The organism is Paraburkholderia sp. CNPSo 3281 (assembly GCF_024206515.1).
In the GTDB taxonomy this organism is placed as follows: Bacteria; Pseudomonadota; Gammaproteobacteria; order Burkholderiales; family Burkholderiaceae; genus Paraburkholderia; species Paraburkholderia nodosa.
In genome coordinates this window covers 1-19,093 of record NZ_JAMBPS010000090.1, presented here as the reverse complement: position 1 = coordinate 19,093, position 19,093 = coordinate 1, and the positions used below count along the sequence as shown (strand labels likewise).

19 protein-coding genes are annotated in these 19,093 nt (G+C 63.2%); 16 read left to right on the top strand and 3 right to left on the bottom strand.

The annotated features are described in order from the left end of the window. The 5 genes from M3I56_RS38460 to M3I56_RS38440 all read left to right on the top strand — a co-directional run. Nucleotides 1-223: IS4 family transposase (locus tag M3I56_RS38460; protein WP_302057185.1), on the top strand; the 223-nt coding region annotated here is incomplete at its 5' end. A 510-nt stretch (nucleotides 224-733) separates the two neighbouring features. Continuing rightward, nucleotides 734-919 carry a hypothetical protein gene (locus tag M3I56_RS38455; protein ID WP_254358388.1) on the top strand — a complete coding sequence of 62 codons (186 nt, stop codon included), beginning with the start codon at nucleotides 734-736 and terminating at the stop codon, nucleotides 917-919. Between the two features lie 531 nt (nucleotides 920-1,450). Next, entirely contained in the window at nucleotides 1,451-2,839 is a 1,389-nt protein-coding gene (locus M3I56_RS38450) for an MFS transporter (protein WP_254358387.1), read from the top strand. A 161-nt stretch (nucleotides 2,840-3,000) separates the two neighbouring features. Further along, nucleotides 3,001-4,215, top strand: a complete 1,215-nt coding sequence (locus M3I56_RS38445) for a CaiB/BaiF CoA-transferase family protein (protein WP_254358386.1) — start codon at nucleotides 3,001-3,003, stop codon at nucleotides 4,213-4,215. Between the two features lie 153 nt (nucleotides 4,216-4,368). Further along, a complete protein-coding gene (locus M3I56_RS38440; RefSeq protein ID WP_254358385.1) occupies nucleotides 4,369-5,604 on the top strand; it encodes a porin in 1,236 nt (411 codons plus the stop codon). A 193-nt stretch (nucleotides 5,605-5,797) separates the two neighbouring features. Here M3I56_RS38440 and M3I56_RS38435 read toward each other — a convergent pair whose 3' ends face one another. Both M3I56_RS38435 and M3I56_RS38430 read right to left on the bottom strand, forming a co-directional pair. After that, nucleotides 5,798-6,595 (bottom strand): flavin reductase family protein, encoded by a 798-nt coding sequence (locus M3I56_RS38435; protein WP_254358384.1) that lies wholly within the window; start codon nucleotides 6,593-6,595, stop codon nucleotides 5,798-5,800. A gap of 10 nt (nucleotides 6,596-6,605) precedes the next feature. Further along, on the bottom strand, nucleotides 6,606-7,670 hold the full coding sequence (locus M3I56_RS38430; RefSeq protein ID WP_254358383.1) for an LLM class flavin-dependent oxidoreductase: 1,065 nt from the start codon (nucleotides 7,668-7,670) through the stop codon (nucleotides 6,606-6,608). Between the two features lie 115 nt (nucleotides 7,671-7,785). On the opposite strand from M3I56_RS38430, the gene M3I56_RS38425 reads away from it, so the two are divergent. Continuing rightward, nucleotides 7,786-8,724 (top strand): LysR family transcriptional regulator, encoded by a 939-nt coding sequence (locus tag M3I56_RS38425; protein ID WP_254358382.1) that lies wholly within the window; start codon nucleotides 7,786-7,788, stop codon nucleotides 8,722-8,724. A 32-nt stretch (nucleotides 8,725-8,756) separates the two neighbouring features. On the opposite strand, the gene M3I56_RS38420 is transcribed toward M3I56_RS38425, so the two are convergent. Next, nucleotides 8,757-9,644, bottom strand: coding sequence for an SMP-30/gluconolactonase/LRE family protein (locus M3I56_RS38420; RefSeq protein ID WP_254358381.1), 888 nt, complete (start codon nucleotides 9,642-9,644; stop codon nucleotides 8,757-8,759). Nucleotides 9,645-10,005: 361 nt separating this feature from the next. Between M3I56_RS38420 and M3I56_RS38415 the strand changes: the two genes are divergently transcribed. The 10 genes from M3I56_RS38415 to M3I56_RS38365 form a co-directional block, all read left to right on the top strand. Beyond that, nucleotides 10,006-10,776 carry an enoyl-CoA hydratase/isomerase family protein gene (locus M3I56_RS38415; protein WP_254358380.1) on the top strand — a complete coding sequence of 257 codons (771 nt, stop codon included), beginning with the start codon at nucleotides 10,006-10,008 and terminating at the stop codon, nucleotides 10,774-10,776. Between the two features lie 3 nt (nucleotides 10,777-10,779). Next, nucleotides 10,780-12,921 (top strand): acetate--CoA ligase family protein, encoded by a 2,142-nt coding sequence (locus M3I56_RS38410; protein WP_254358379.1) that lies wholly within the window; start codon nucleotides 10,780-10,782, stop codon nucleotides 12,919-12,921. A 14-nt stretch (nucleotides 12,922-12,935) separates the two neighbouring features. Further along, nucleotides 12,936-14,132, top strand: coding sequence for an acyl-CoA dehydrogenase family protein (locus M3I56_RS38405; RefSeq protein ID WP_254358378.1), 1,197 nt, complete (start codon nucleotides 12,936-12,938; stop codon nucleotides 14,130-14,132). A 1-nt stretch (nucleotide 14,133) separates the two neighbouring features. Then, nucleotides 14,134-15,096 carry an acyl-CoA dehydrogenase family protein gene (locus M3I56_RS38400; protein ID WP_254358377.1) on the top strand — a complete coding sequence of 321 codons (963 nt, stop codon included), beginning with the start codon at nucleotides 14,134-14,136 and terminating at the stop codon, nucleotides 15,094-15,096. 11 nt (nucleotides 15,097-15,107) lie between these two features. Then, nucleotides 15,108-15,866, top strand: a complete 759-nt coding sequence (locus M3I56_RS38395; protein WP_254358376.1) for an SDR family NAD(P)-dependent oxidoreductase — start codon at nucleotides 15,108-15,110, stop codon at nucleotides 15,864-15,866. A 12-nt stretch (nucleotides 15,867-15,878) separates the two neighbouring features. Then, complete coding sequence (locus tag M3I56_RS38390; RefSeq protein WP_254358375.1) at nucleotides 15,879-16,322, top strand: SDR family NAD(P)-dependent oxidoreductase; 444 nt, start codon at nucleotides 15,879-15,881, stop codon at nucleotides 16,320-16,322. A gap of 91 nt (nucleotides 16,323-16,413) precedes the next feature. Further along, a complete protein-coding gene (locus M3I56_RS38385; RefSeq protein ID WP_254358374.1) occupies nucleotides 16,414-16,590 on the top strand; it encodes a hypothetical protein in 177 nt (58 codons plus the stop codon). 64 nt (nucleotides 16,591-16,654) lie between these two features. Further along, nucleotides 16,655-17,425 carry a carboxymuconolactone decarboxylase family protein gene (locus M3I56_RS38380; RefSeq protein WP_254358373.1) on the top strand — a complete coding sequence of 257 codons (771 nt, stop codon included), beginning with the start codon at nucleotides 16,655-16,657 and terminating at the stop codon, nucleotides 17,423-17,425. A 3-nt stretch (nucleotides 17,426-17,428) separates the two neighbouring features. Further along, a complete protein-coding gene (locus tag M3I56_RS38375) occupies nucleotides 17,429-18,223 on the top strand; it encodes an SDR family NAD(P)-dependent oxidoreductase (protein ID WP_254358372.1) in 795 nt (264 codons plus the stop codon). A 321-nt stretch (nucleotides 18,224-18,544) separates the two neighbouring features. Then, on the top strand, nucleotides 18,545-19,093 hold a 549-nt coding region (locus M3I56_RS38365; RefSeq protein WP_254358371.1), incomplete at its 3' end, for an electron transfer flavoprotein subunit beta/FixA family protein.

Below are 19,093 nucleotides of genomic sequence, written 5' to 3'. Positions count from 1 at the left end.
TGAACCTCTCGAGTGGCGCGCACTGTATTGCCGCGTGCACAGCACGACCAAGCCGCCCACCGATCCTCCATCGCTGTCGCAAGTCGTGCAGTGGATCGCCAGGCTCGGGGGCTATCTCGCACGCAAGCATGATCGCCCGCCCGGCCCAACCGTTATATGGCGCGGCTTTCTCGCCCTACATGAAGTCACCGAAATGTATCGCATCTTCAGGCAAAACGAATGACTCCCATCTGTGGGTAAACCTCAGCCCTTATTGACGGGGGGCATCGTCTGCGAGATCCGTCTTGAGCACGACGAGTTCGTGTCCCATGTTGCTTGATGCGTTCCGGGATCTTCGAATCACCTGAAGGCTTCTCGACGCGGTGTTTGCAAGGCGCAAGCGCGAGGGCTCGGCTCATCGCGGGCGGGTGATCTGGCGCGAACCCCTGGTCTGGCTCGCCGGGAATGGACGGTTGCGTGCACGGCCAGCAATCTGATCGGCGTGCAGGCAGCGGTTGCCGGAGGATTGGGTGTCACGGGACGAAGAGACCGGGGCGGTGAATATGCCTGTTTGAAAGACAGGCTATTCGCGCTGCGGAATAAAGGAACCGCGGCGTTCCGACGACATGCACAGGTTGCAGTCGGCTGGCCGAAGACTGCGGCGGCCAGGCCCGCGCTGCGGCCCTCTCCGCGCGCCATCAACAGATGGATCAGTGCGCTGAGTAAGCGCAGATAGCGCTACTGGAGTTGCCTCATGGTGGGACTCGTTCCCGCCGCGATTTACTGCGAACTCGATGTGCGCTACCCGATCTTCGGCTTCCCGTATTTGCCTGACGTAATCGCCGCGCATGCCGAGTCAGGCCGCTTCGTCGTGTTCGGGCTCGCGCGCGAGTTGCCCGGAGACATCCCGGTGATCATCGCTCAGGCGAGGAACAGCTAGCCGGTGCTGCACCGATCTGTTGCTGCTCGCCGGCGCGCAGCAGCTTGCCGACATGGCCAGCGTGCTTGAGGTGATGCCTCTATCCCTTAGATTCCCCTGAAAACCGCGCGAATATGTCGATTTTCGCAGGACACATCCGCTTATTTCGACGAAATCGGCGCAGCACTCGATCCATATAATCGAACCGCAAGAGATTCGTGCAACGCATGGCGTTTAGAAAACGATCGTTCGAATCGATGCGAGAACAACGGCGCGTGAGTCGACGGCGGAAAACACCGATAGAAGCATGCAAAAAGCGCCGCGCACGCGCGGCGTCACGTGAAAGGTGAGCGAGACGCACGTAAGAGCGGAACAAAAAACGAGCCAAAGCAGCTCGTACTCTGGCTGCGCATTGCCTGGTTTAAAACGCGATGTGCGCGTGGATATAACTCAACGGAGACAAAACGGTATGAAGAGGATCGGCAGCGGCAATCAGAGCATTCCCCGGTTGTGCATTGGCCGGAGCGCAGGCAGGACGGGTGGGGGGGCGCGATGAGCCAGGCACTCGAAAGCGGACGCACCGTTGACGTCCAGGCATTCATCGACGATCAGCATTTTTCGCTCTTCCACTGCATGCTGTTCGTGCTGTGCTTTCTCACCATTGCACTCGATGGCCTCGATACCGGCGCGATGGGCCTCATCGCGCCCACACTCGCGCAGGACTGGCACGTGCCGCGCACCTCGCTCGGGCCCGTTTTGAGCGCGACGCTCGTTGGCATCGGCGTGGGGGCGCTGCTGGTGAGCCCGATCGCCGACCGCATTGGCCGCCGCAGCGTGCTGATCGGCTCCGTGGCGTTCTTCGGCGTGTGGAGCACGGCGGCGGCCTTCGCTACCTCGATGGATGCGCTCACCGTCATGCGCTTTCTCACGGGCGTCGGCCTGGGCGCGGCGATCCCCAACACGGCGACGCTGATGTCCGAGTTCGTGCCGGCGCGCATTCGCGGCCTGGCCGTCAACGGGATGCTGGTTGGCTTTGCAGCCGGCAACACCGTAGGCGGCGTGCTCTCAGGCTGGCTGATTCCCGCATTCGGCTGGCGCAGCGTGCTGCTCGTGGGCGGAGTCGCGCCGATCCTGCTCGCGTGCCTGCTGCTCGCATTCCTGCCGGAATCGGTGAAATTCATGGTGTCGCGCGGCAAGCCCACGGAACGCATCGCGCACGCGCTGCGGCGTCTCGCGCCCAACGCGCGCCTAGACGGCTGCGTGTTCGTGAGCGAGGCGCATGCACCGCGCGAGCACGTCAGGCGCTCGCCGGTGCTCGAGTTGCTTTCGCGCAAGTACGCGGTGGGCACGATCATGCTGTGGGTGGCCTATTTCATGTGCCTCGTGGTGTTGTATCTCATCAACAACTGGATGCCGACACTGCTTAAAGCCTCGGGCTTCTCGTTGCCGCAATACGCCGCCACGTCCGCCTGGTTCCATTTGGGTGCGTGCGTGGGCATTCTTTTCACGGGCTGGCTGATGGATCGCATGAGCCCGGTGCGAGTGATCGCGCTGTTCTATACGCTCACGGCGCTCGTGGTCCTCATCATCGGTCGTAACGTGGCGCACGACGCGAGTCTCACGCTGCTGATCGTCGCCACCGGCCTCACGCTTTCGGGCGCGGCTTCTTCGATGTCCACGCTCGCCACCCAGTTCTATCCGACCACGAGCCGCGTGACCGGTTGTGCGTGGATGCTGGCGATCGGGCGTCTCGGCGCCGTGGCGGGCACCTTCGGCGGCGCATTCCTGCTGAGCCTGAACTGGGAGTTCTCGGCCATTTTCGGCCTGCTCGCCGTGCCTTCGCTGATCGCCGCGGGCGCGCTACTCGTGCTTGGACGTCACGCGCCGCACCTGCGCCGAGCGGAACTCGTGGCGGGTACGCCGGCGGCCTCACAACACTGAGAGTATTGAGTGCCGCGCCAGTCACGCCTGCGCGGAACCCCATGAGGCCGCGCCAGAGCGTGCGCGGTCGCTGAACCCACCCACAGATGGACGAACGGGCACACGGCGCGCCGCGTGCCGGGGCCCGTTTCGTCTCGCGCAATGCAATGAGGAAAGTTTCAATGGCTCCAGAAAACAGGGCGCTGCCGCTTGCCGGCGTGCGCGTGCTCGATCTATCGCGTGTGCTGGCCGGACCGTGGTGCGCCATGGTGCTCGGCGACCTCGGTGCGGAAATCATCAAGGTCGAGCATCCCGGGCGCGGTGACGACACGCGCGACTGGGGCTTGCGCATCGGCCGCACGGAAACGGCCTATTTCAATAGCGTGAACCGCAACAAGCGCTCGCTCACACTCGATCTGCAAACGCCAGAAGGCCAACAGATCGCGCGAGAAATTGCGCAGACCTCCGATGTCGTCATTCAGAATTTCAAATATGGCGGGGCCGAAAAACTCGGCCTCGGTTACGAGCAGTTGAAAAAAGAAAACAGCAAGCTCGTGTATTGCTCTATTTCCGGTTACGACCGCGCCGGCCCCGAGGCGGAGCGTCCCGGCTACGATCTGCTCGTGCAGGGCGAAGCCGGATTGATGGCGCTGAATGGCGAAGCCGAACGGCCGCCGCTCAAATTCGGCATCGCAGCCGTCGATCTTTTCACCGGCATGTATTCGGCCCAGGCCATTCTCGCGGCGCTTTACGAGCGCGAGCGCGGCGGCAACGGGCACCACATCGAAATGGCGCTGTTCGACTGCGGGCTCATGATCACGGCCTATTACGGACTCGAAGCGCTTGTGGCGGGCGAAGATCCGCCGCGCTTTGGCAACGAGCATCCGTCTATCGTGCCATATGGTGTATTCGAAGCGGCCGATGGCCCGCTTGTGGTGGCGGTGGGCAACAACGGCCAGTATGAGCGCTTTTGTCGCGAAGTGTTGCGCCGCCCAGAACTTGCCGAGGACGTACGCTTCAAAACCAATATCCTGCGTTCGCAAAACCGCGCGGCGCTGCTGCCCGACATTCGCCGCGCGATCGCAGGTGAAAAACGCGCCGCGCTGCTCGACAAGCTTACGGGCGCCGGCATTCCATGCGGCGAAGTGGCGGGCTTGCGCGAAGCCCTGCTGTCGCCGCGCGCCACCGAGGCGGGGCTCGTGACGACCCAGCCGCATCCGTATACCGAGTCGGGCACGACGCCCGTGCTCGCGCCACCATGGCGCTTCGATGGGGAGCGCTTGCCCGTGCGACACGCGCCGCCGCAACTGGGCGAGGGCACGCGCGACGTGCTGCAAGGCGTGCTGGGCTATAGCCCCGAGCGCATCGGCGAACTTGCGAGCCGGGGCGTGGTGTGACCTGACGCGGCGCGCATTAGCCAAGCGCGCGCCACACGCTTTTGAAAATCTCGTGGAGGGATGCAGTCGCCTGTTGTTTCAATATAAAGCCTCATCATAAAGTTCGGATTGCAAACTAATACATATATAAAAGAATCCAATTCTGGAGACGTCATGAAGAAGAGTCACTTTTGGGTCGGGTCGGTCGTCGCACTTGCAGCGGCGAATGTGCATGCGCAGAGTTCTGTCACGCTGTACGGGCTGATCGATCTCGGCATCAACTATTCGACAAACGCGCAAACGGGCCGCAATGCCGACGGTTCGCTCAAAGGCAAATCGCAAGTCAACATGAGCGACGGTGCGACGCGCGGCTATGGCGGCAGCCGCTGGGGCTTGAAGGGATCGGAGGATCTGGGCGGCGGGCTTTCGGCGATCTTCACGCTTGAAAACGGCTACAACATTGTCAACGGCGCCATCGCGCAAGGCGGCGCCATGTTCGGCCGCCAGGCTTTCGTTGGGTTGAGCAGCAACACGCTCGGCACAGTCATGTTCGGCCGCCAGTACGACACGCAATCGGACTTCGTGGCGAATTATTCGCCGGCCCTCATCGCGGGCATTTCGGGTGCCGTGCCCGGTGACGTGGACGGACTTGGCCACACTCGCCGCGTAAACAACGCCATCAAATACCTGAGTCAGAACTATCGCGGCTTCACCTTCGGCAGCATGTATTCGCTGGGCGGCCAAGCCGGCGACTTTACGCGCAGCCAGGTATGGGCGCTCGGCGCGAACTACGCGATCGGCGGATTTTCCGCGGCCCTCGGCTACTTCAACGCGCGCGATCCGAACCTTTCCTCGTTCGGCAATAGCCCGAACAATGGCGGCCCGACCACGAATAACATGGGCTCGGCCGGTTCGCTCACGACGGCGCAATCCAATCCGATCTACGCGGGCTATTCCTCCGCGCATACGTACGAGATCTATTCGGCGGGCACGAGCTACAAGTACGGACAGACTACCCTCGCCGCCACGTTCAGCCATTCGGCGTTCGACAAGCTGGGCGATCTCAACGCCGGCCCCAACCCGTTTCACTACAGCGGCACGGCCATCTTCAATACGGCCACCGCCACCGTTTCGTACCTCGCCACGCCCGCACTGCTGGTCGGCGGCGCTTATACGTACACGCATGGCGGCGGCGCGGGCGGCAATGGTTCGGCCACGTATCATCAGGGCATTTTCGCGGTGCAGTACTTCCTCTCCAAGCGCACTGAGCTGTACTTCTTCGGCGTGTATCAAGCCGCATCGGGCACTGACTCGCTTGGTCAACCGGCTGTTGCCAGCATCGAGTTAATGACGCCCTCCAGCACAAATCATCAGTTTGTCGGGCGCGTAGGCATAATCCAGCGCTTCTGATCAAAGACGCCCTTTTCGCCTGAAGCGCTTTATGGCCGCTGTCCGGTTGCCGCCGGTCAGCGGCCAGTTGCTTTTGTGAGCGGACTTTAGAAGGCGATGCAGCGTTCATTTTGACCGCGCCGCGAAAGAACGACGGGCAAAAAGAAAAGCGCCGCTTGAATCAGCGGCGCAAGAAACAACGTGGAGAACCGGCTCAATGCAAGGCGAGCTGCACGAGCTTGTGAGTCGAGGCGTTGAAATTGACCATCGGATTGGCTTCGCGATTGGCTGTCTTGCGAATCTTGCCGACTACGAAATCGTGCGTGCCGAGTGGCTGCGTGCAGACGATATCGCATTCGAGGCTCGCGAGCGCGTTCGTGAGCACAGGCAGGCCATGCTGGCCTTCGCTCCAGCAGCCTTCGCTAAAGCGCTGCGGTCCTTGCGGTGCACCCAGGAACCTGGCCATGACCGGCCCATGGTCCTCGCCCAGAATATTGGCGACAAAGCGGCCACTAGCCATGAGCGGCGCGCGCATGGACGACGACTGGTTCACGAAAAAGCCCGCGAGCGGCGGCTCGGCCGAGATCGACGTGAGGCTCGAGACGATCATGCCCGCCACGGCTTCGCCGCTGCCGGTCGTGATCGCGCTGATGCCCGCGGGCAGGGCGCGCATCGCGGCCTTGAAGTCAGCTAGCGAAATGACTTCGTCGCTGTCGTTGAGCGTGATGTGCGCGCGGATTTCGCCGCGCTCGTTCACCCAGCCAAAGCGCGCCGCGTAGTCGATCATGCCCGTGAAGCCCGCTTCCCAGATTGCATCGCCCGCGTGCCCTGAGAGAAATCGCAGCACGGAAGGCGCAAGCAGAATATGATCATCGCCGTCGCGCCGGCCAATGCGCGCAACGGCCTGGTCGAGCCGCTCGCGTGGCTGCGGGTCAACGAGCACGTCGAGTTTCTTGAAGTTCGACGCATCGAGTAACGTGATCGCCCCCGCGTTGGTCAGGTGCAGACGCATGGCTGCCTCCTCAGACCGTCGTGGTCAACTGGCCCACTTCCTTGCGGATGGCCGGAATGATCTTCTCGCCCCACAACTCGATCTGCTTGAGCATGGTCTCCTGATCGAAGTCGCCAAGCTGGGTCTGCAGGGCAATATGCTTCGGACGCAGAATGCTGATCTCCTCGAGCATCTTGTCGATCACCTCGTTGACCGAACCCACGGGCAGATTCTTGCGCAACTGTTCGAAGCTCAGGTCGGTGGGCGAAGGCTCCTCCTTCACCATGTAGCCGTCTTCGGAATGTGCGCGGCGATATTTGAGGCTTTCCGAAATGCGGCGTTGAAAGCGTGCGCAATCCAGGTACGCATCCACTTCGGCCTTGTTGTCCGAGGCATAGCCGCAGCGCAGGAAGCCGAACTTGACGTCGCGGTCGAGGTCCTTGCCGTTTTCAGCGGCAACTTTTTCGAGCCGGCCGCGCAAGTTCGCGATGGCGTCCGTGCCGTTGAGCAGCGCGGTCACGAACAGATTGTGGTTCTCGCGCACGCCCCGCCCAAGTGTGACGGGATTGCCGGAAGTGATCCACATTGGCGGCATGGGCTCCTGAATGCAGCGCACGGCGATCGAGCTGGGCGGAATCTTCAGATACTTGCCGTCGTGCTCGAAGATCTTTTGCGTGAGCCCCTTGGGAATCACGTCGAGGAACTCATTGAAGATCGCTCCCGATTCGGCAATGTCTACGCCAAAGCGTTCGAATTCGAATTCCTGATAACCCGAGCCGACCCCAAGGTCGAGGCGGCCGTTCGATACGGTATCGACGAAACCGACTTCAGCGAGAAAACGCGCCGGGTGATAAAGCGGCAGAATGCAGACCGCCGTGCCGAGACGAATGCGCTTCGTCTTACCGGCCGCGTGCGCCACCGTCATGAGCGGCGACGGCGAAAGCGAATAGTTGTTGAAGTGGTGTTCCGCATACCAGGCGGTGTCGAATCCGGCCTGTTCCGCAACAACCGTTTGCTCGATCGAATTGCCGATGACTTGCTGCGAAGTCTGATGATAGCCCCGTTGCTGGGCCAGGATGAAAACGCCGAATTCCATAGTGCTCCTCTCTCTTTATAAAACCCAAAGGGCTTAAGAGGAATTCTAGATTCGCCATGTTATTATCAGGAATAACGTAAAACATGCGTTCTGTACTGCAAGAACTGGAGGAATCATGGATCGACTTCGTGCGATGGAGCTGTTTCTCTCTATTTCACGAACAGAGAGCTTTTCGGAAACCGCGCGCAAGTTCGGGGTTTCCGCCACCTCGGTTTCTCGCATGATCACGGAGTTCGAAAGCGAGCTGAACGTCAAGCTGCTGCTGCGCTCCACGCGCCAGGTCGTGCTGACCGAGGCGGGGCAGGAATATGCGCGGCATCTGGAGGGCATTCTCTGGAGCATCAGCGCGGCGCAGAGCAGCATCACGGCCATTAGCGCCGCGCCCATGGGAACCTTGCGCGTGCATTCGCGTATGATGTTCGGCCTCGGCGTGCTGCCGCCACTCATTGCCGAATTTCGCCGGCAATACCCGGACATCCATGTCGAATTGATTCTTGGCGAATCGAAAGCCGACTTGCGTCGCCAGCAGATCGATATAGACTTTCGCATTGCGCCGCCCGTGGAAGCGGGGCTCAAGCGGCGCATTCTCTTCAAGAGCGAACGCTATCTCGTGGCCTCGCCAGGCTACCTGGCGGCGCACACGCTACCCGAAACGCCGGAGCAGATCGCCACGCACGAATGCCTCGCCTATACGCTGCCCGGCGATAACTACATCTGGCGCTTCAAGCAGGACGAAGCGGTGGAAGAGGTAGCCTTCAAGCCGCGCCATGTCAGCAACAACGGCATCGCCCTGCTGGAATTCGCACGGCTTGGCGAAGGCATTGCACTGCTCGACGATTACACCGTGCATCACGATATCGCGAGCGGGCGGCTCGTGCGGCTCATGCCGCAATATCGAGTGAGTAATACGTCGTTTGAGGACGGGATGTACGCCACCATACTCGACACGCCCATGATTCCCGCGAAAATCCGCCTGTTTCTGGACTTCATTGCGGCGCACGTGTCGGGCAAGGAATTGCGCTTTTCCGCTTACGGCGACGCGCTGGCGCTTTGAGCGCGTAAGGTTGCGCAAGGACGCGCCGTATCTCACGCGGCGCGTATGCGGCACGTAAAGCGCGGCGCGCCGCGGTAGCCCGCTCCGCGCAGGCGCAGCAGCGCGCCGTCGAGTTCGCCGCTCGCGCGCAGCCGGCCGCTATCGGTAATCGACGTCACGTAAATATCGTCGAGCAGCGGGCCGCCAAAGCAGAGCGACGCGGGATGCGCGAGCGGCAAGTCAATGCGATCGGTCATGCGGCCTTGCTCGTCGAAGCGCGCGATTGCGCTCGCGTGCACGAGCGCGGTCCACAAACCGCCTTGTGCGTCGAAGCAGCAGCCGTCGGGAGCGGAGCCCAGCGCTTCGGTATTCACGAACGCGCGGCGCTCGCCCAGCGCGCCGTCGCTTTCAATAACGTAAGACCAGATGGTTTTCGCTGCACTGTCTGCAATATGAAAGCGGCCATTCACTGGATGCTCGGCCGGCCCGTTTGCCACGCCAATTCCACCATCGAGCTTGACCAGCGCGCCGTCGCATTGCAGCCGGTATATGCCGCCTAGCGGCGCTTCACCATTCTCGCGGTAGATGTGCATAGTGCCCACGACGAAGCTGCCGTCGCGCATCGCCGCGCCATCGTTGAGCCGCAGGTTCGCATGGCTGGCCTCGATGTGCGCAAGCGAGCGGCACTCGCCGCTTGCCGTATCGAGCAGCGCGATGGCTTCCTTGAGCGCGACGATCAAATTGCCGTCGTCATTCAACGCGAACGAACCGGCAGGCGGTGGCACGTCGTAGTGCGTGCTCGCGTCCGTCTGCGGATCGACGCGGTAAATCCGTCCCTTTCTGCTGTCGATGAACCACAGGCTTGCCTGCGCGGCGTCCCACACCGGGCACTCGCCAAGTGCTGCCGTAATCGTCGTGATGCGCTCGATTTCGATTGCCATGAAGCAGAATCATCCATTCGAATCAGGGTAATTGCGGAGTGCAGAAACGCGAAGCCAGCCGGACGCGCGCGACACATCCCGCCGTGTCCGTGCACGACTCTGCGCATCGTAAATCGCCTCCATTCCTGCGAATAGCACGAGTTTTTGCAGGACACATCCAACGATTTCGGCGGAAATCGCAGGAGTGGTCCGTCCATATAATCGGTTCGCAGGAGCCCATGCCAATGTCCGGCTCGCTAGCGCGGCAACCGGCATGGAGTCGAGAACACGAGGAGGCAATCATGCAGATGAAATTCGAAGCCCCACTGCGGGCCGCGCGCGCCGTCGCGCCCATTGCACATTCGAACAAGGGAGCGCGAGCATGAGCGATCGTATGGTGCGGCTCGAAGTGGCCGATGGCGTGGCGCTCGTGACGATGGCGCGCGAGCCGGTCAACGCGTTGAACCGCGAAATGCGCCGCCAGATCATCGCGACCTTCGACGAAGTATCCGAACGCGACGATATTCGCTGCGCCGTGCTCACCGGCATCGGCAAGGTGTTCTGCGCGGGTGCCGATTTGCGCGATCGTCCGGATAACGAAGTGGCCGGCGACTTTCTCGAACACAACCGCTTGACGCGCGAAACCGGCAATGCGATCCGAGAATGCGCGAAGCCCGTCATTGCTGCTGTGAATGGCGTGGCGCTCGGCGCGGGGCTCGGTTTGATGGCGTCCTGCGATATCTATTACGCGTCGCAAGAGGCGACCTTCGGCATGCCGGAAATCAACGTGGGCCTGGCGGGCGGCGCTTCGATGCTGCGCACGCTGTTTGGCCGCTCCACGGTCCGGCGCATGTTCTTCACGGGCCAACGCCTGAGCGCGCACGACCTCCTGCGCCGTAACGTGCTGGAAGACGTGCTGCCTGCGAGCGAGTTGCTCCCGGTGACGATGGCGCTTGCGCGCGAGATCGCCTCGAAAGCGCCCCTTGCGATCGTCTACGCAAAGCGCGCGGCCAACATGGTGGAAGTGATGCCGCAGCGCGAAGCATACCGTCACGAGCAGGACTTCACGATGGCGCTTTCGAAGACCGAGGATGCACGCGAAGCGCGCATTGCCTTCCTCGAAAAGCGCGCACCCGTTTTCAAGGGCCGCTGAAACATGAACGCCAGTGAAATTCAGCGGCCCGGCGCGGGGCTGGACGCGTTCTTCAACGCGCGCGGCATCGCCATCGTGGGCGCTTCGGACGACATCAACAAGATCGGCGGACGCCCAGTGCATCTGCTGCGCAAATACGGTTACGCGGGGCCGGTCTATCCGGTCAATCCGCGTGGTGGCGAAGTCCAGGGCTTGAAAGCCTACGCTTGTGTGCGCGAAACGCCCACCGCGCCCGACCTCGCCATTCTCGCGGTGCCCGCGAATGCAACCGCCGACGCGTTGCGTGATTGTGCCGCGCGCGGCGTGCGCGGCGCCATCGTGCTCTCCTCGGGTTTTGCCGAGACCGGTCCCGAGGGTGCGGCGCTTCAGGCAGAACTCGTTTCGATCGCACGCGAAGCTGGCATGCGCATCCTCGGCCCGAATTGTCTTGGCACTGTAAATGTGCTCGACGGCACCATCGGCTCGTTTTCCATTGCGCTCGAAGAGAGCATGCCGCCCGCAGGCCATGTGGGCATCGTCTCGCAGTCGGGCAACGTGGGCAGCCATACCATGCAATGCGTGGCGCGCCGCGGGCTTGGCGTGAGCCGCTTCATCGCAACCGGCAACGAAGCCGATATCGACGTGGCGGACGGCATCGCCGCGCTTGCTCATGACGATGAAACGCGCGTGATTCTCTGCTGTATGGAAACGTGCCGCCATGCGGATCGCCTGATTGCCGCGCTCGAAGCCGCGCGCGAGCGCAACAAGCCTGTGATCGTGCTGAAGATCGGTGCGACCGAACAGGGTCAAAGCGCGGCCGCTTCACATACGGGCGCGCTCGCCGGTTCGGACGCGGTGATCGACGCCGTGTTCCGCCGTCATGGCGCATTGCGCGCGCGCTCGATCGAAGAGATGCTCGACGTGGGCCACGCGGCTTCGCTGCTGCTGCCTGCGCGCCTGCCGCAAACGGATACGGCCACGCTGGTCGCCGCGTCGGGCGGCTTCGGCATCATGATGGCGGACGCGATGTCCGAGGCAGGCATTGGCTTGCCGCCGCTCGCGACTGCCACGCGCGCGCGCATCAATGAAGCGGTGCCCACGGCCGGCACGAATAACCCCGTGGATGCGTCCGCGCAAATGTCGAGCCGCCCCGACATTCTGCTCAAGATGCTCACGGCACTGCTGGATGAACCGAACGGCAGCACGCTCGTCCTCTTCATGTCGCTCTCGCTATTCAATTCGCGGCTGCGCGGCATCTACCTCGACGCGCTCGCTCAAGTGCGCAAGAGCCATCCTGAGCGCTTGCTCATGATCGTGAGTCACGGCCCCGCCGACGCTGTAGCACAGATCAATGCGCTCGGCATCCCGGTGTTCGGCAGTATCGACGCCGCGGCGCGCGGTCTCGCTTCGCTCGTGCGCCTCGGCAAGCTGCGCGGCCAGGCCAGTGTACCGCGCTACTCGGGGCCAGTAGAGCGCATCGATCCCGAGGTGTTTCGCAACGAGCATCGCGCCAAGGCCGCATTGGCGGCGGCGGGCATCGAAGTACCGCAGGAAGCGATCGTGTCGGGCACCGACGAAGCGGTGCGCTTTGCCGACTCGATCGGTTACCCCGTAGTTCTGAAGATCGCTTCGGAGGACATCGCGCACAAGACAGAAATTGGCGGCGTGGCGCTGGACCTGCACGATGGCGGCGCCGTGCGGGCGGCCCATGCGCGCCTGCTCGCCAACGCGGCGCAGCTTGCGCCGAATGCGCGTATCGATGGCGTGCTGGTCGCGCCCATGCTGCGCGGCGGAGTGGAAATGATCGCGGGCGCGTCGCGCGATCCCGTCTTTGGTCCGGTTGTGATGGTGGGCATGGGCGGCATACATGCGGAAATTCTCAAGGATGTGGCTGTACAGCGCGCACCCGTCACGGAGGCCGAAGCGCTGCAGATGATCCGCTCGCTTCGCATGTTCCCGCTGCTAGACGGGGCGCGAGGCCAGCCGAAGGCCGACCTCAGCGCAGCGGCGCGCACCGTGGCGCGGCTTTCGGAGTTTGCGTGCCGCCATGCCGACGACGTGGCAGAAATCGACATGAATCCCATTCTGGTCAAGCCCGCGGGAGAGGGCGCTGTCGTACTCGACGCGCTCATGATTTCCGCAGGCAACCCACCGTCCAATCAGTGAGGATAACGATGTATATGGACAAGAGCCCGGCGGTGCCCAATCCCGCAGCGGGGCGGGCGGTTTATCGCCAGCATGCACGCGACTGGTTGCGCGCGAACCTGCCCGAGCATATGCGCACGGACAGCCTCGCTTATCGCGCCCCCACGATCGACGAATGCCGCGACTGGGAGGCACAAATGTATCATGCCGGCCTTGCGGGCATGACCTGGCCGCAGGCCTACGGCGGCTACGGCCTCACCATGCGCGAGCATCTTGCGGTGAGCAAGGAGGTCGGCGCGCTGCCCATGCCAGAAAGCGTCAGCTCGATCGGCAAGGAACTGGCCGGACCGATCATCATGGCAGTAGGCACCGAGGAGCAAAAACGCGCGTTCCTGCCCGCGATTCTCGCGATGCGCGAGTACTGGTGCCAGGGTTTCTCCGAGCCGGATGCCGGTTCGGATCTGGCGCGCCTGCGCACGAAAGCCGTGCAGGAAGGCTGCACATGGCGCATCAACGGCCAGAAGATCTGGACGAGCGGTGCGGCCAAGGCTCATTACTGCTTGCTGCTCACGCGCACGGGCACGGTGGCCGACAAGCATCGCGGCCTGCTGATGTTTGCCGTACCCATGAGCACGCCGGGCATTCGCGTGGTGCCGATCAAGTCGATCGACGGCAAGGAGTCCTTCGCCGAAGTGTTTTTCGACGATGTGGTGGTGCCCGATAGCGCACGCCTTGGTGCGCCCGACGAAGGCTGGAGCGCGGCGATCCGCGTGCTCTCCATCGAGCGCGCGACCAACCGCATGTACCGTCCGTGGCGATTTGAATGCGAGTTGCGCCAGCTCGTGAGCGCTTGCAAGTCCGACACCTTGCTCGCGCAATATCTCGACGACGGCTACTACCAGCGGCGCATAGGCGACGTGGTGTGCGAGATCGACGCGCTCAAGGGGCTCGTCGAGCGCACCGTCGGGCAGGTGATGGAAGGTGAGTCGCTGGGCGCACGAGGCTCGCTCACCAAGCTCTACTGGTCGGAATGCCACCAGCAATTCGCGAGCCTTGCGCTTTCTCTGGTCGCGCACGTGAGTCCCGCATCGAGCCCGCTCGCGCAGCGTGCTCGCAAGACTTTCACGCATGCCTACCTGTTTTCGCGCGCGGAGACGATCTATGCCGGCACTTCCGAGGTGCAGATGGACGTGATCGCGCAGCGCATCCTCAAACTGCCGAAGGATCTCTGATATGACGATGCGAGACGACGGGCTCAAGCCCGAGGAATTCGCACAGGCCGCCGTCGCCCCCATCGACGACGCGAAATCGCGCGCGCTGCGCGACGCAGCGCGCGTATTGGCGGACGCGGGACTGATTGGCGTGTGCACTTGCGAGGACGATGGCGGCCTTGGCCTCGACATCGACTTCGCGGTGCCAATCGCTCATGCGGCGGGCAAGCAGCAACTGCGCTTTCCCTTGCTGGAGCAGATCGCGCTGGCGAAGGCGTTCGGGGGCACCAGGATTGCCGCCGCGCTAGTAAGCGGTGAAAGACTCGCCACTGTGGCGCTTCAGGGTGGCATGGAGCAGGGAGTCGCCGGACACGCACGGCACGCGAACGAATGCGATTGGGTGCTGGTTGCTGACGCTCAGGGCGGCGGCGCGCTCGTGGACGTGAGCTCGGCAAGATACGAAACCGATGGCGCGCTCGATCCCGAATGCCCGCAAGTCTGGCTCGCGCTCGACGGCGTTGAAATGATCGCGACGCTGAACGCCGACACTTATTTGGGGCTCCGTCGCGATCTGCAGGTACTCGCTGCCGCGTTCGCAAATGGCGCGGCCGACGGAGCGCTCGAATCCGCCGCCGCGTTTATGTCCACGCGTGTCCAGTTCGGCCGCCCGCTTTCCGCGAAACAGGCCGTACGCCATCTGCTCGCGCGCATGAAGCTCGTGCAGGAAGCGTCGGCCGCCGCGATTCGCCGCTCGATCGCCACGGACGAATATGAAGCCGTGCGTGACGCGCGGCCCGCGCTGGCGGGCACGCTCGCGAACGCGGCATTCGTGATCGAAAAGGCTATTCATCTGCATGGCGGCATGGGCTTCACGTGGGAAGTGCCGCTGCACTATTCGCTGCGCGAGGTGCGCAAGCTCGATGCGTCGTTCGGCGCTGGCGGGCTCGCTCGCGAAGTGGGTTGTGAATTCATCGCTGCACAGTGAGGAAGACAGATATGCAACAGGACATGAATGCTCGCGTGGCGCTTGTCACCGGCGCGGGCGCCGGGATTGGCCGCGCTACTGCGCGTGCGCTGGCGGCGCGCGGCGCGATCGTCGGCGTGAACGATCTGAGAGAAGAACTTGTGGACGCGACGGTGGCGCAGATTCACGCGGAAGGCGGCCAGGCCTTTGCCGTGGTGCGCAACGTCGCCACGCGCGAAGGCATGACCGAGGCCGTGCAGGCGGCGCGCGAGCATGGCGGGCGTTTCGATGTGCTCGTCAACAACGCCGCGTGGGTGCGCTATCAGGCCGTGCCCGAGATCGCGCCCGAGACGGTGGATCGTATGCTCGACATTGGCTTCAAGGCCGCAATCTGGGGCATCCAGGCCGCCACGGAGGTCATGGATGCCGAACGCGGCGGCGCGATCGTCAACGTGGCCTCGACGGCGGCGCTACGCTCGGCGGCAAGCTCCGTGGTGTATTCGGGCATCAAGGCGGGAATACTCGGCATCACCCGCGCCGCCGCGGCAGAACTCGGCGCGCGCCGTATCCGCGTGAACGCGGTTTGCCCCTCGGCCGTGCCGACCGAAGGCACGCAGCGCAACCGCAACATGGAGCGCGATGCGGCGCGCGTGGCGCGCACGCCGCTCGGCCGGCTTGGCGTGGTGGAGGATATCGCGCGCGGCATCGCGTTTCTCGCAAGCGACGAGGCCGGTTTCATCACGGCCCAGGCGCTGACGATCGATGGCGGTATCACCTTCACGAATATATAGGATCGCCAGGCAATGAGTTCGAGCGCCGAAAAGACGGTTTTGATCCCCGGCGCGGCCTCTGGTATCGGCCGGGCGGCTGCGCAGCGTTTCGCGGCGGCCGGCTGGCGCTGTGTGCTGGTCGATCGCAACGGTGAGGCGCTGGATCGGCTCGTGTCGAGCCTGCCTGCAGCGGGCGGCGCGGTGCATCTGGTGCGCGTGGCCGACCTGATGCAGCCCGACCAGATCGCAGCGCTCGCCGTGGGCGTGCCCGCGCTCGACGCGATCATCAACAACGCCGGCATGTCGCTGCAGCTCGACGTAATCGGCGACGCGGCCCGGCGTTGGGCGGGCATGGGTTGCGATATCGGAGGAAAAACGTACCGGGCGACGCTGGATGCCTCGGTGCTCGGCGCTCGGCGCGGAACCGGGCAATCGCCTTGCCGCCGTGCACGCGGCAGCGGCGCGCTTCGCGCGTGAACACGGGCAGCGGGCGAGCCTGACGCTGCTGTTTCCACGCGACGCAGATAATGCAGACTGGCGCGCGGCTGGCGACACTGGAGCGGCTCGCATGCTGGTCGCTACGCTCGCCTGCGAATGGGGCGCGCGTGCGCTGCGCATCAATGCGCTCACTATCGATGCTCGGGCTGACCAACATGAGATTGCCGCGCTTGCACCGATCGTGCATTTCGTGGCCGGCGCACAGGCGCAGTTCGTCACCGGACAAACATGGCGCGCGGGTATGTGAGCGCCGCATCGTTCTGCGCGGCGAACTTCGACTTGCAGAACGGACACACAAGAAAGGAGACAGCATGAACGAAAGCGATGCCATGCGCGCGCGCGTGAAGGCGCAATTCGTCGAGGCGCGCGGCTACTGGCGCCCGTGGACCGAAGCGATCCTGCAGGCGCATCCCGCGCTTCTGGAGCAGTACGCGCGTTATGCGGCCTACCCCGCGCGCCATGGTCCGCTATCCGCACGCATGGTGGAGCTGATTTATGTGGCGCTCGACGCCTCGTCGGCGCATCTGTATGCAGCGGGGCTCAGGACGCATCTGGCGGGCGCGTTTGCCGCGGGCGCGAGCGAAGCCGATATCTTCGACGTGCTGCATCTCGTCGCCGCGCAGGGGCTCGAATGCGTGTATCAGTCGGCGGCGATACTCGCGCAGGAAGCGGCGGAAATGGCCATGTCGTCAATCGATGTGGCGCTGCGCACGCGAATCGAGCGACTATGCCCGCAGGCCGCAAGCATGCTGCAGACGCTTGCCACGCTGGATCAGACCTATGTGGACGTGCTGCTCGATTTTATCGAGCACGGTTCGACCGGCAAAGGCCTGAACGATGCGGAGCGCAGCCTCATTCAGATCGCGCTGCATGCCTGCTTCACCGCTTTCAATCCCGATGGCGTGCGCCGCTTCGTGCGAGCGGCGCTCGATTGCGGCACAACGCCGTCGGAGGTTCTTCAGGCGGTGCAACTGGGCGCACATCTGTCCGTGCATGGTACGGCACTCGGTGCGACGGTGCTGGGAGAATTGCGCGGCGGCGCCACTATGAGTGAGCATCGAATAAAACAACAGGAATCCTGATTGATGAATACCAAGTCGTGGCTGGACCTCGAAGAGAAAGTTTGCGTCGTTACCGGCGCGGCGGGCGGGATCGGCGCGCAAATCGCGCTTGCGCTCGCACGCGAGGGCGCGCATGTGACGCTGCTCGACCGAGACAGCGCGGCAAGCGCGGTGATTGCCGGGCGCATCGTCAGCGAGGGCGGGTACGCGATCGTGATTGACTGCGACGTCGCGGATAAGACAAGTGTGGTCGAAGCCGCGCGCGAGAGCGAACGTGCGCTGGGACGCTGCAATGTGCTCGTGAACAACGCGGCCATCACTTTACGAGGCCCGTTGCTCGAGTTGGATGTCGGTCACTGGAACCGCGTGCTCGCAGTGAATCTCACCGGCGCGCTGCTATGCGCGCAGGCTTTCGGCCAGCAAATGCGCGCTTTGGGGAGCGGCTCGATGATCCATGTCGCCTCGATTGCGGCAAGTTCGCCGATCCCGTTGGGTGGGGCATACAGTGCGAGCAAGGCGGCGCTCGCGATGCTTGCGCAACAGCTTGCCGTCGAACTCGCCGACGACGGCGTTCGCAGCAACGTAGTGAGCCCAGGGCTCGTGCGCACACCGTTGAGCGCGCGCTACTACGAAGATCCCGCCATGCTGCGCGCTCGCACGAAGATGGTACCGTCTCGGCGAATCGCGGACCCGCAAGATATTGCCGATGCAGTGCTCTTTCTCGCGAGCGAACGATCGGGCTACGTGAACGGACAGGAATTGCTCGTGGACGGTGCGCTCGGCCGTAACGTCATGGCGCTCGTGCCGCGGCCCCAATAGCGCCTGTCAAAGCCATTTTCAAATATCCAGCAGCCAGTTAAAAAGTGGATTTGACACCCAATTGATGCAGGTTCTGGCTCACTCGTCTGGATTGGGACGGTCAACGCGAACTGCGCAGGTGCTCAGCGAGCATTTGGGTTGGGCTGACTGGATCAAGGCAATGCTTACTTGTCCGGTTTTCGTAGGGGATACGATCTATGCTGAATCGGAAGTGCACTCGAAGCGCGAGTCGACATCGCGTCCGACTCAGGGAATCGTGATGTGAGAAGGTCGCTGACGCGCAAGCGCGTCGGCTGTTTCGTCAAGGGAAGGAGATACGGTTTGAAAATCCTCGTGGCAGTGAAACGCGTGGTGGATGCGAATGTAAAAGTCGGCGTGAAGTCGGACGGCACGGGCGTCGACATCGCCAACGTGAAGATGTCGATGAACCCGTTCGACGAAATCGCCGTGGAAGAAGCGGTGCGTCTGAGGGAAGCGGGCGTGGCGACGGAAGTCATCGCGGTGTCCGCGGGCGTGACGCAGGCGCAGGAAACGCTGCGCACGGCGCTGGCCATCGGCGCGGATCGCGCGATCCTGTTCGAGTCGAACGAAGACCTGCAGCCGTTGGCTGTCGCCAAGCTGCTGAAGGCGCTCGTCGACAAGGAACAGCCGCAACTGGTGATTCTCGGCAAGCAGGCCATCGACGACGATTCGAACCAGACTGGCCAGATGCTCGCCGCGCTGGCGAACCTCCCGCAGGCTACGTTTGCTTCGAAGGTCGTGGTTGCAGACGGCAAGGCTACGGTGTCGCGCGAAGTGGATGGCGGCGCGGAAACGCTGTCGCTCACGCTGCCCGCGGTCGTCACGACGGATCTGCGCCTGAACGAGCCG

Bases quoted from the DNA above. Each gene is read 5' to 3' on its own strand.
- M3I56_RS38455 (WP_254358388.1), top strand. From the start codon at position 734: ATGGTGGGACTCGTTCCCGCCGCGATTTACTGCGAACTCGATGTGCGC.
- M3I56_RS38450 (WP_254358387.1), top strand. From the start codon at position 1,451: ATGAGCCAGGCACTCGAAAGCGGACGCACCGTTGACGTCCAGGCATTC.
- M3I56_RS38445 (WP_254358386.1), top strand. From the start codon at position 3,001: ATGGCTCCAGAAAACAGGGCGCTGCCGCTTGCCGGCGTGCGCGTGCTC.
- M3I56_RS38440 (WP_254358385.1), top strand. From the start codon at position 4,369: ATGAAGAAGAGTCACTTTTGGGTCGGGTCGGTCGTCGCACTTGCAGCG.
- M3I56_RS38435 (WP_254358384.1), bottom strand. From the start codon at position 6,595: ATGCGTCTGCACCTGACCAACGCGGGGGCGATCACGTTACTCGATGCG.
- M3I56_RS38430 (WP_254358383.1), bottom strand. From the start codon at position 7,670: ATGGAATTCGGCGTTTTCATCCTGGCCCAGCAACGGGGCTATCATCAG.
- M3I56_RS38425 (WP_254358382.1), top strand. From the start codon at position 7,786: ATGGATCGACTTCGTGCGATGGAGCTGTTTCTCTCTATTTCACGAACA.
- M3I56_RS38420 (WP_254358381.1), bottom strand. From the start codon at position 9,644: ATGGCAATCGAAATCGAGCGCATCACGACGATTACGGCAGCACTTGGC.
- M3I56_RS38415 (WP_254358380.1), top strand. From the start codon at position 10,006: ATGAGCGATCGTATGGTGCGGCTCGAAGTGGCCGATGGCGTGGCGCTC.
- M3I56_RS38410 (WP_254358379.1), top strand. From the start codon at position 10,780: ATGAACGCCAGTGAAATTCAGCGGCCCGGCGCGGGGCTGGACGCGTTC.
- M3I56_RS38405 (WP_254358378.1), top strand. From the start codon at position 12,936: ATGGACAAGAGCCCGGCGGTGCCCAATCCCGCAGCGGGGCGGGCGGTT.
- M3I56_RS38400 (WP_254358377.1), top strand. From the start codon at position 14,134: ATGACGATGCGAGACGACGGGCTCAAGCCCGAGGAATTCGCACAGGCC.
- M3I56_RS38395 (WP_254358376.1), top strand. From the start codon at position 15,108: ATGCAACAGGACATGAATGCTCGCGTGGCGCTTGTCACCGGCGCGGGC.
- M3I56_RS38390 (WP_254358375.1), top strand. From the start codon at position 15,879: ATGAGTTCGAGCGCCGAAAAGACGGTTTTGATCCCCGGCGCGGCCTCT.
- M3I56_RS38385 (WP_254358374.1), top strand. From the start codon at position 16,414: ATGCTGGTCGCTACGCTCGCCTGCGAATGGGGCGCGCGTGCGCTGCGC.
- M3I56_RS38380 (WP_254358373.1), top strand. From the start codon at position 16,655: ATGAACGAAAGCGATGCCATGCGCGCGCGCGTGAAGGCGCAATTCGTC.
- M3I56_RS38375 (WP_254358372.1), top strand. From the start codon at position 17,429: ATGAATACCAAGTCGTGGCTGGACCTCGAAGAGAAAGTTTGCGTCGTT.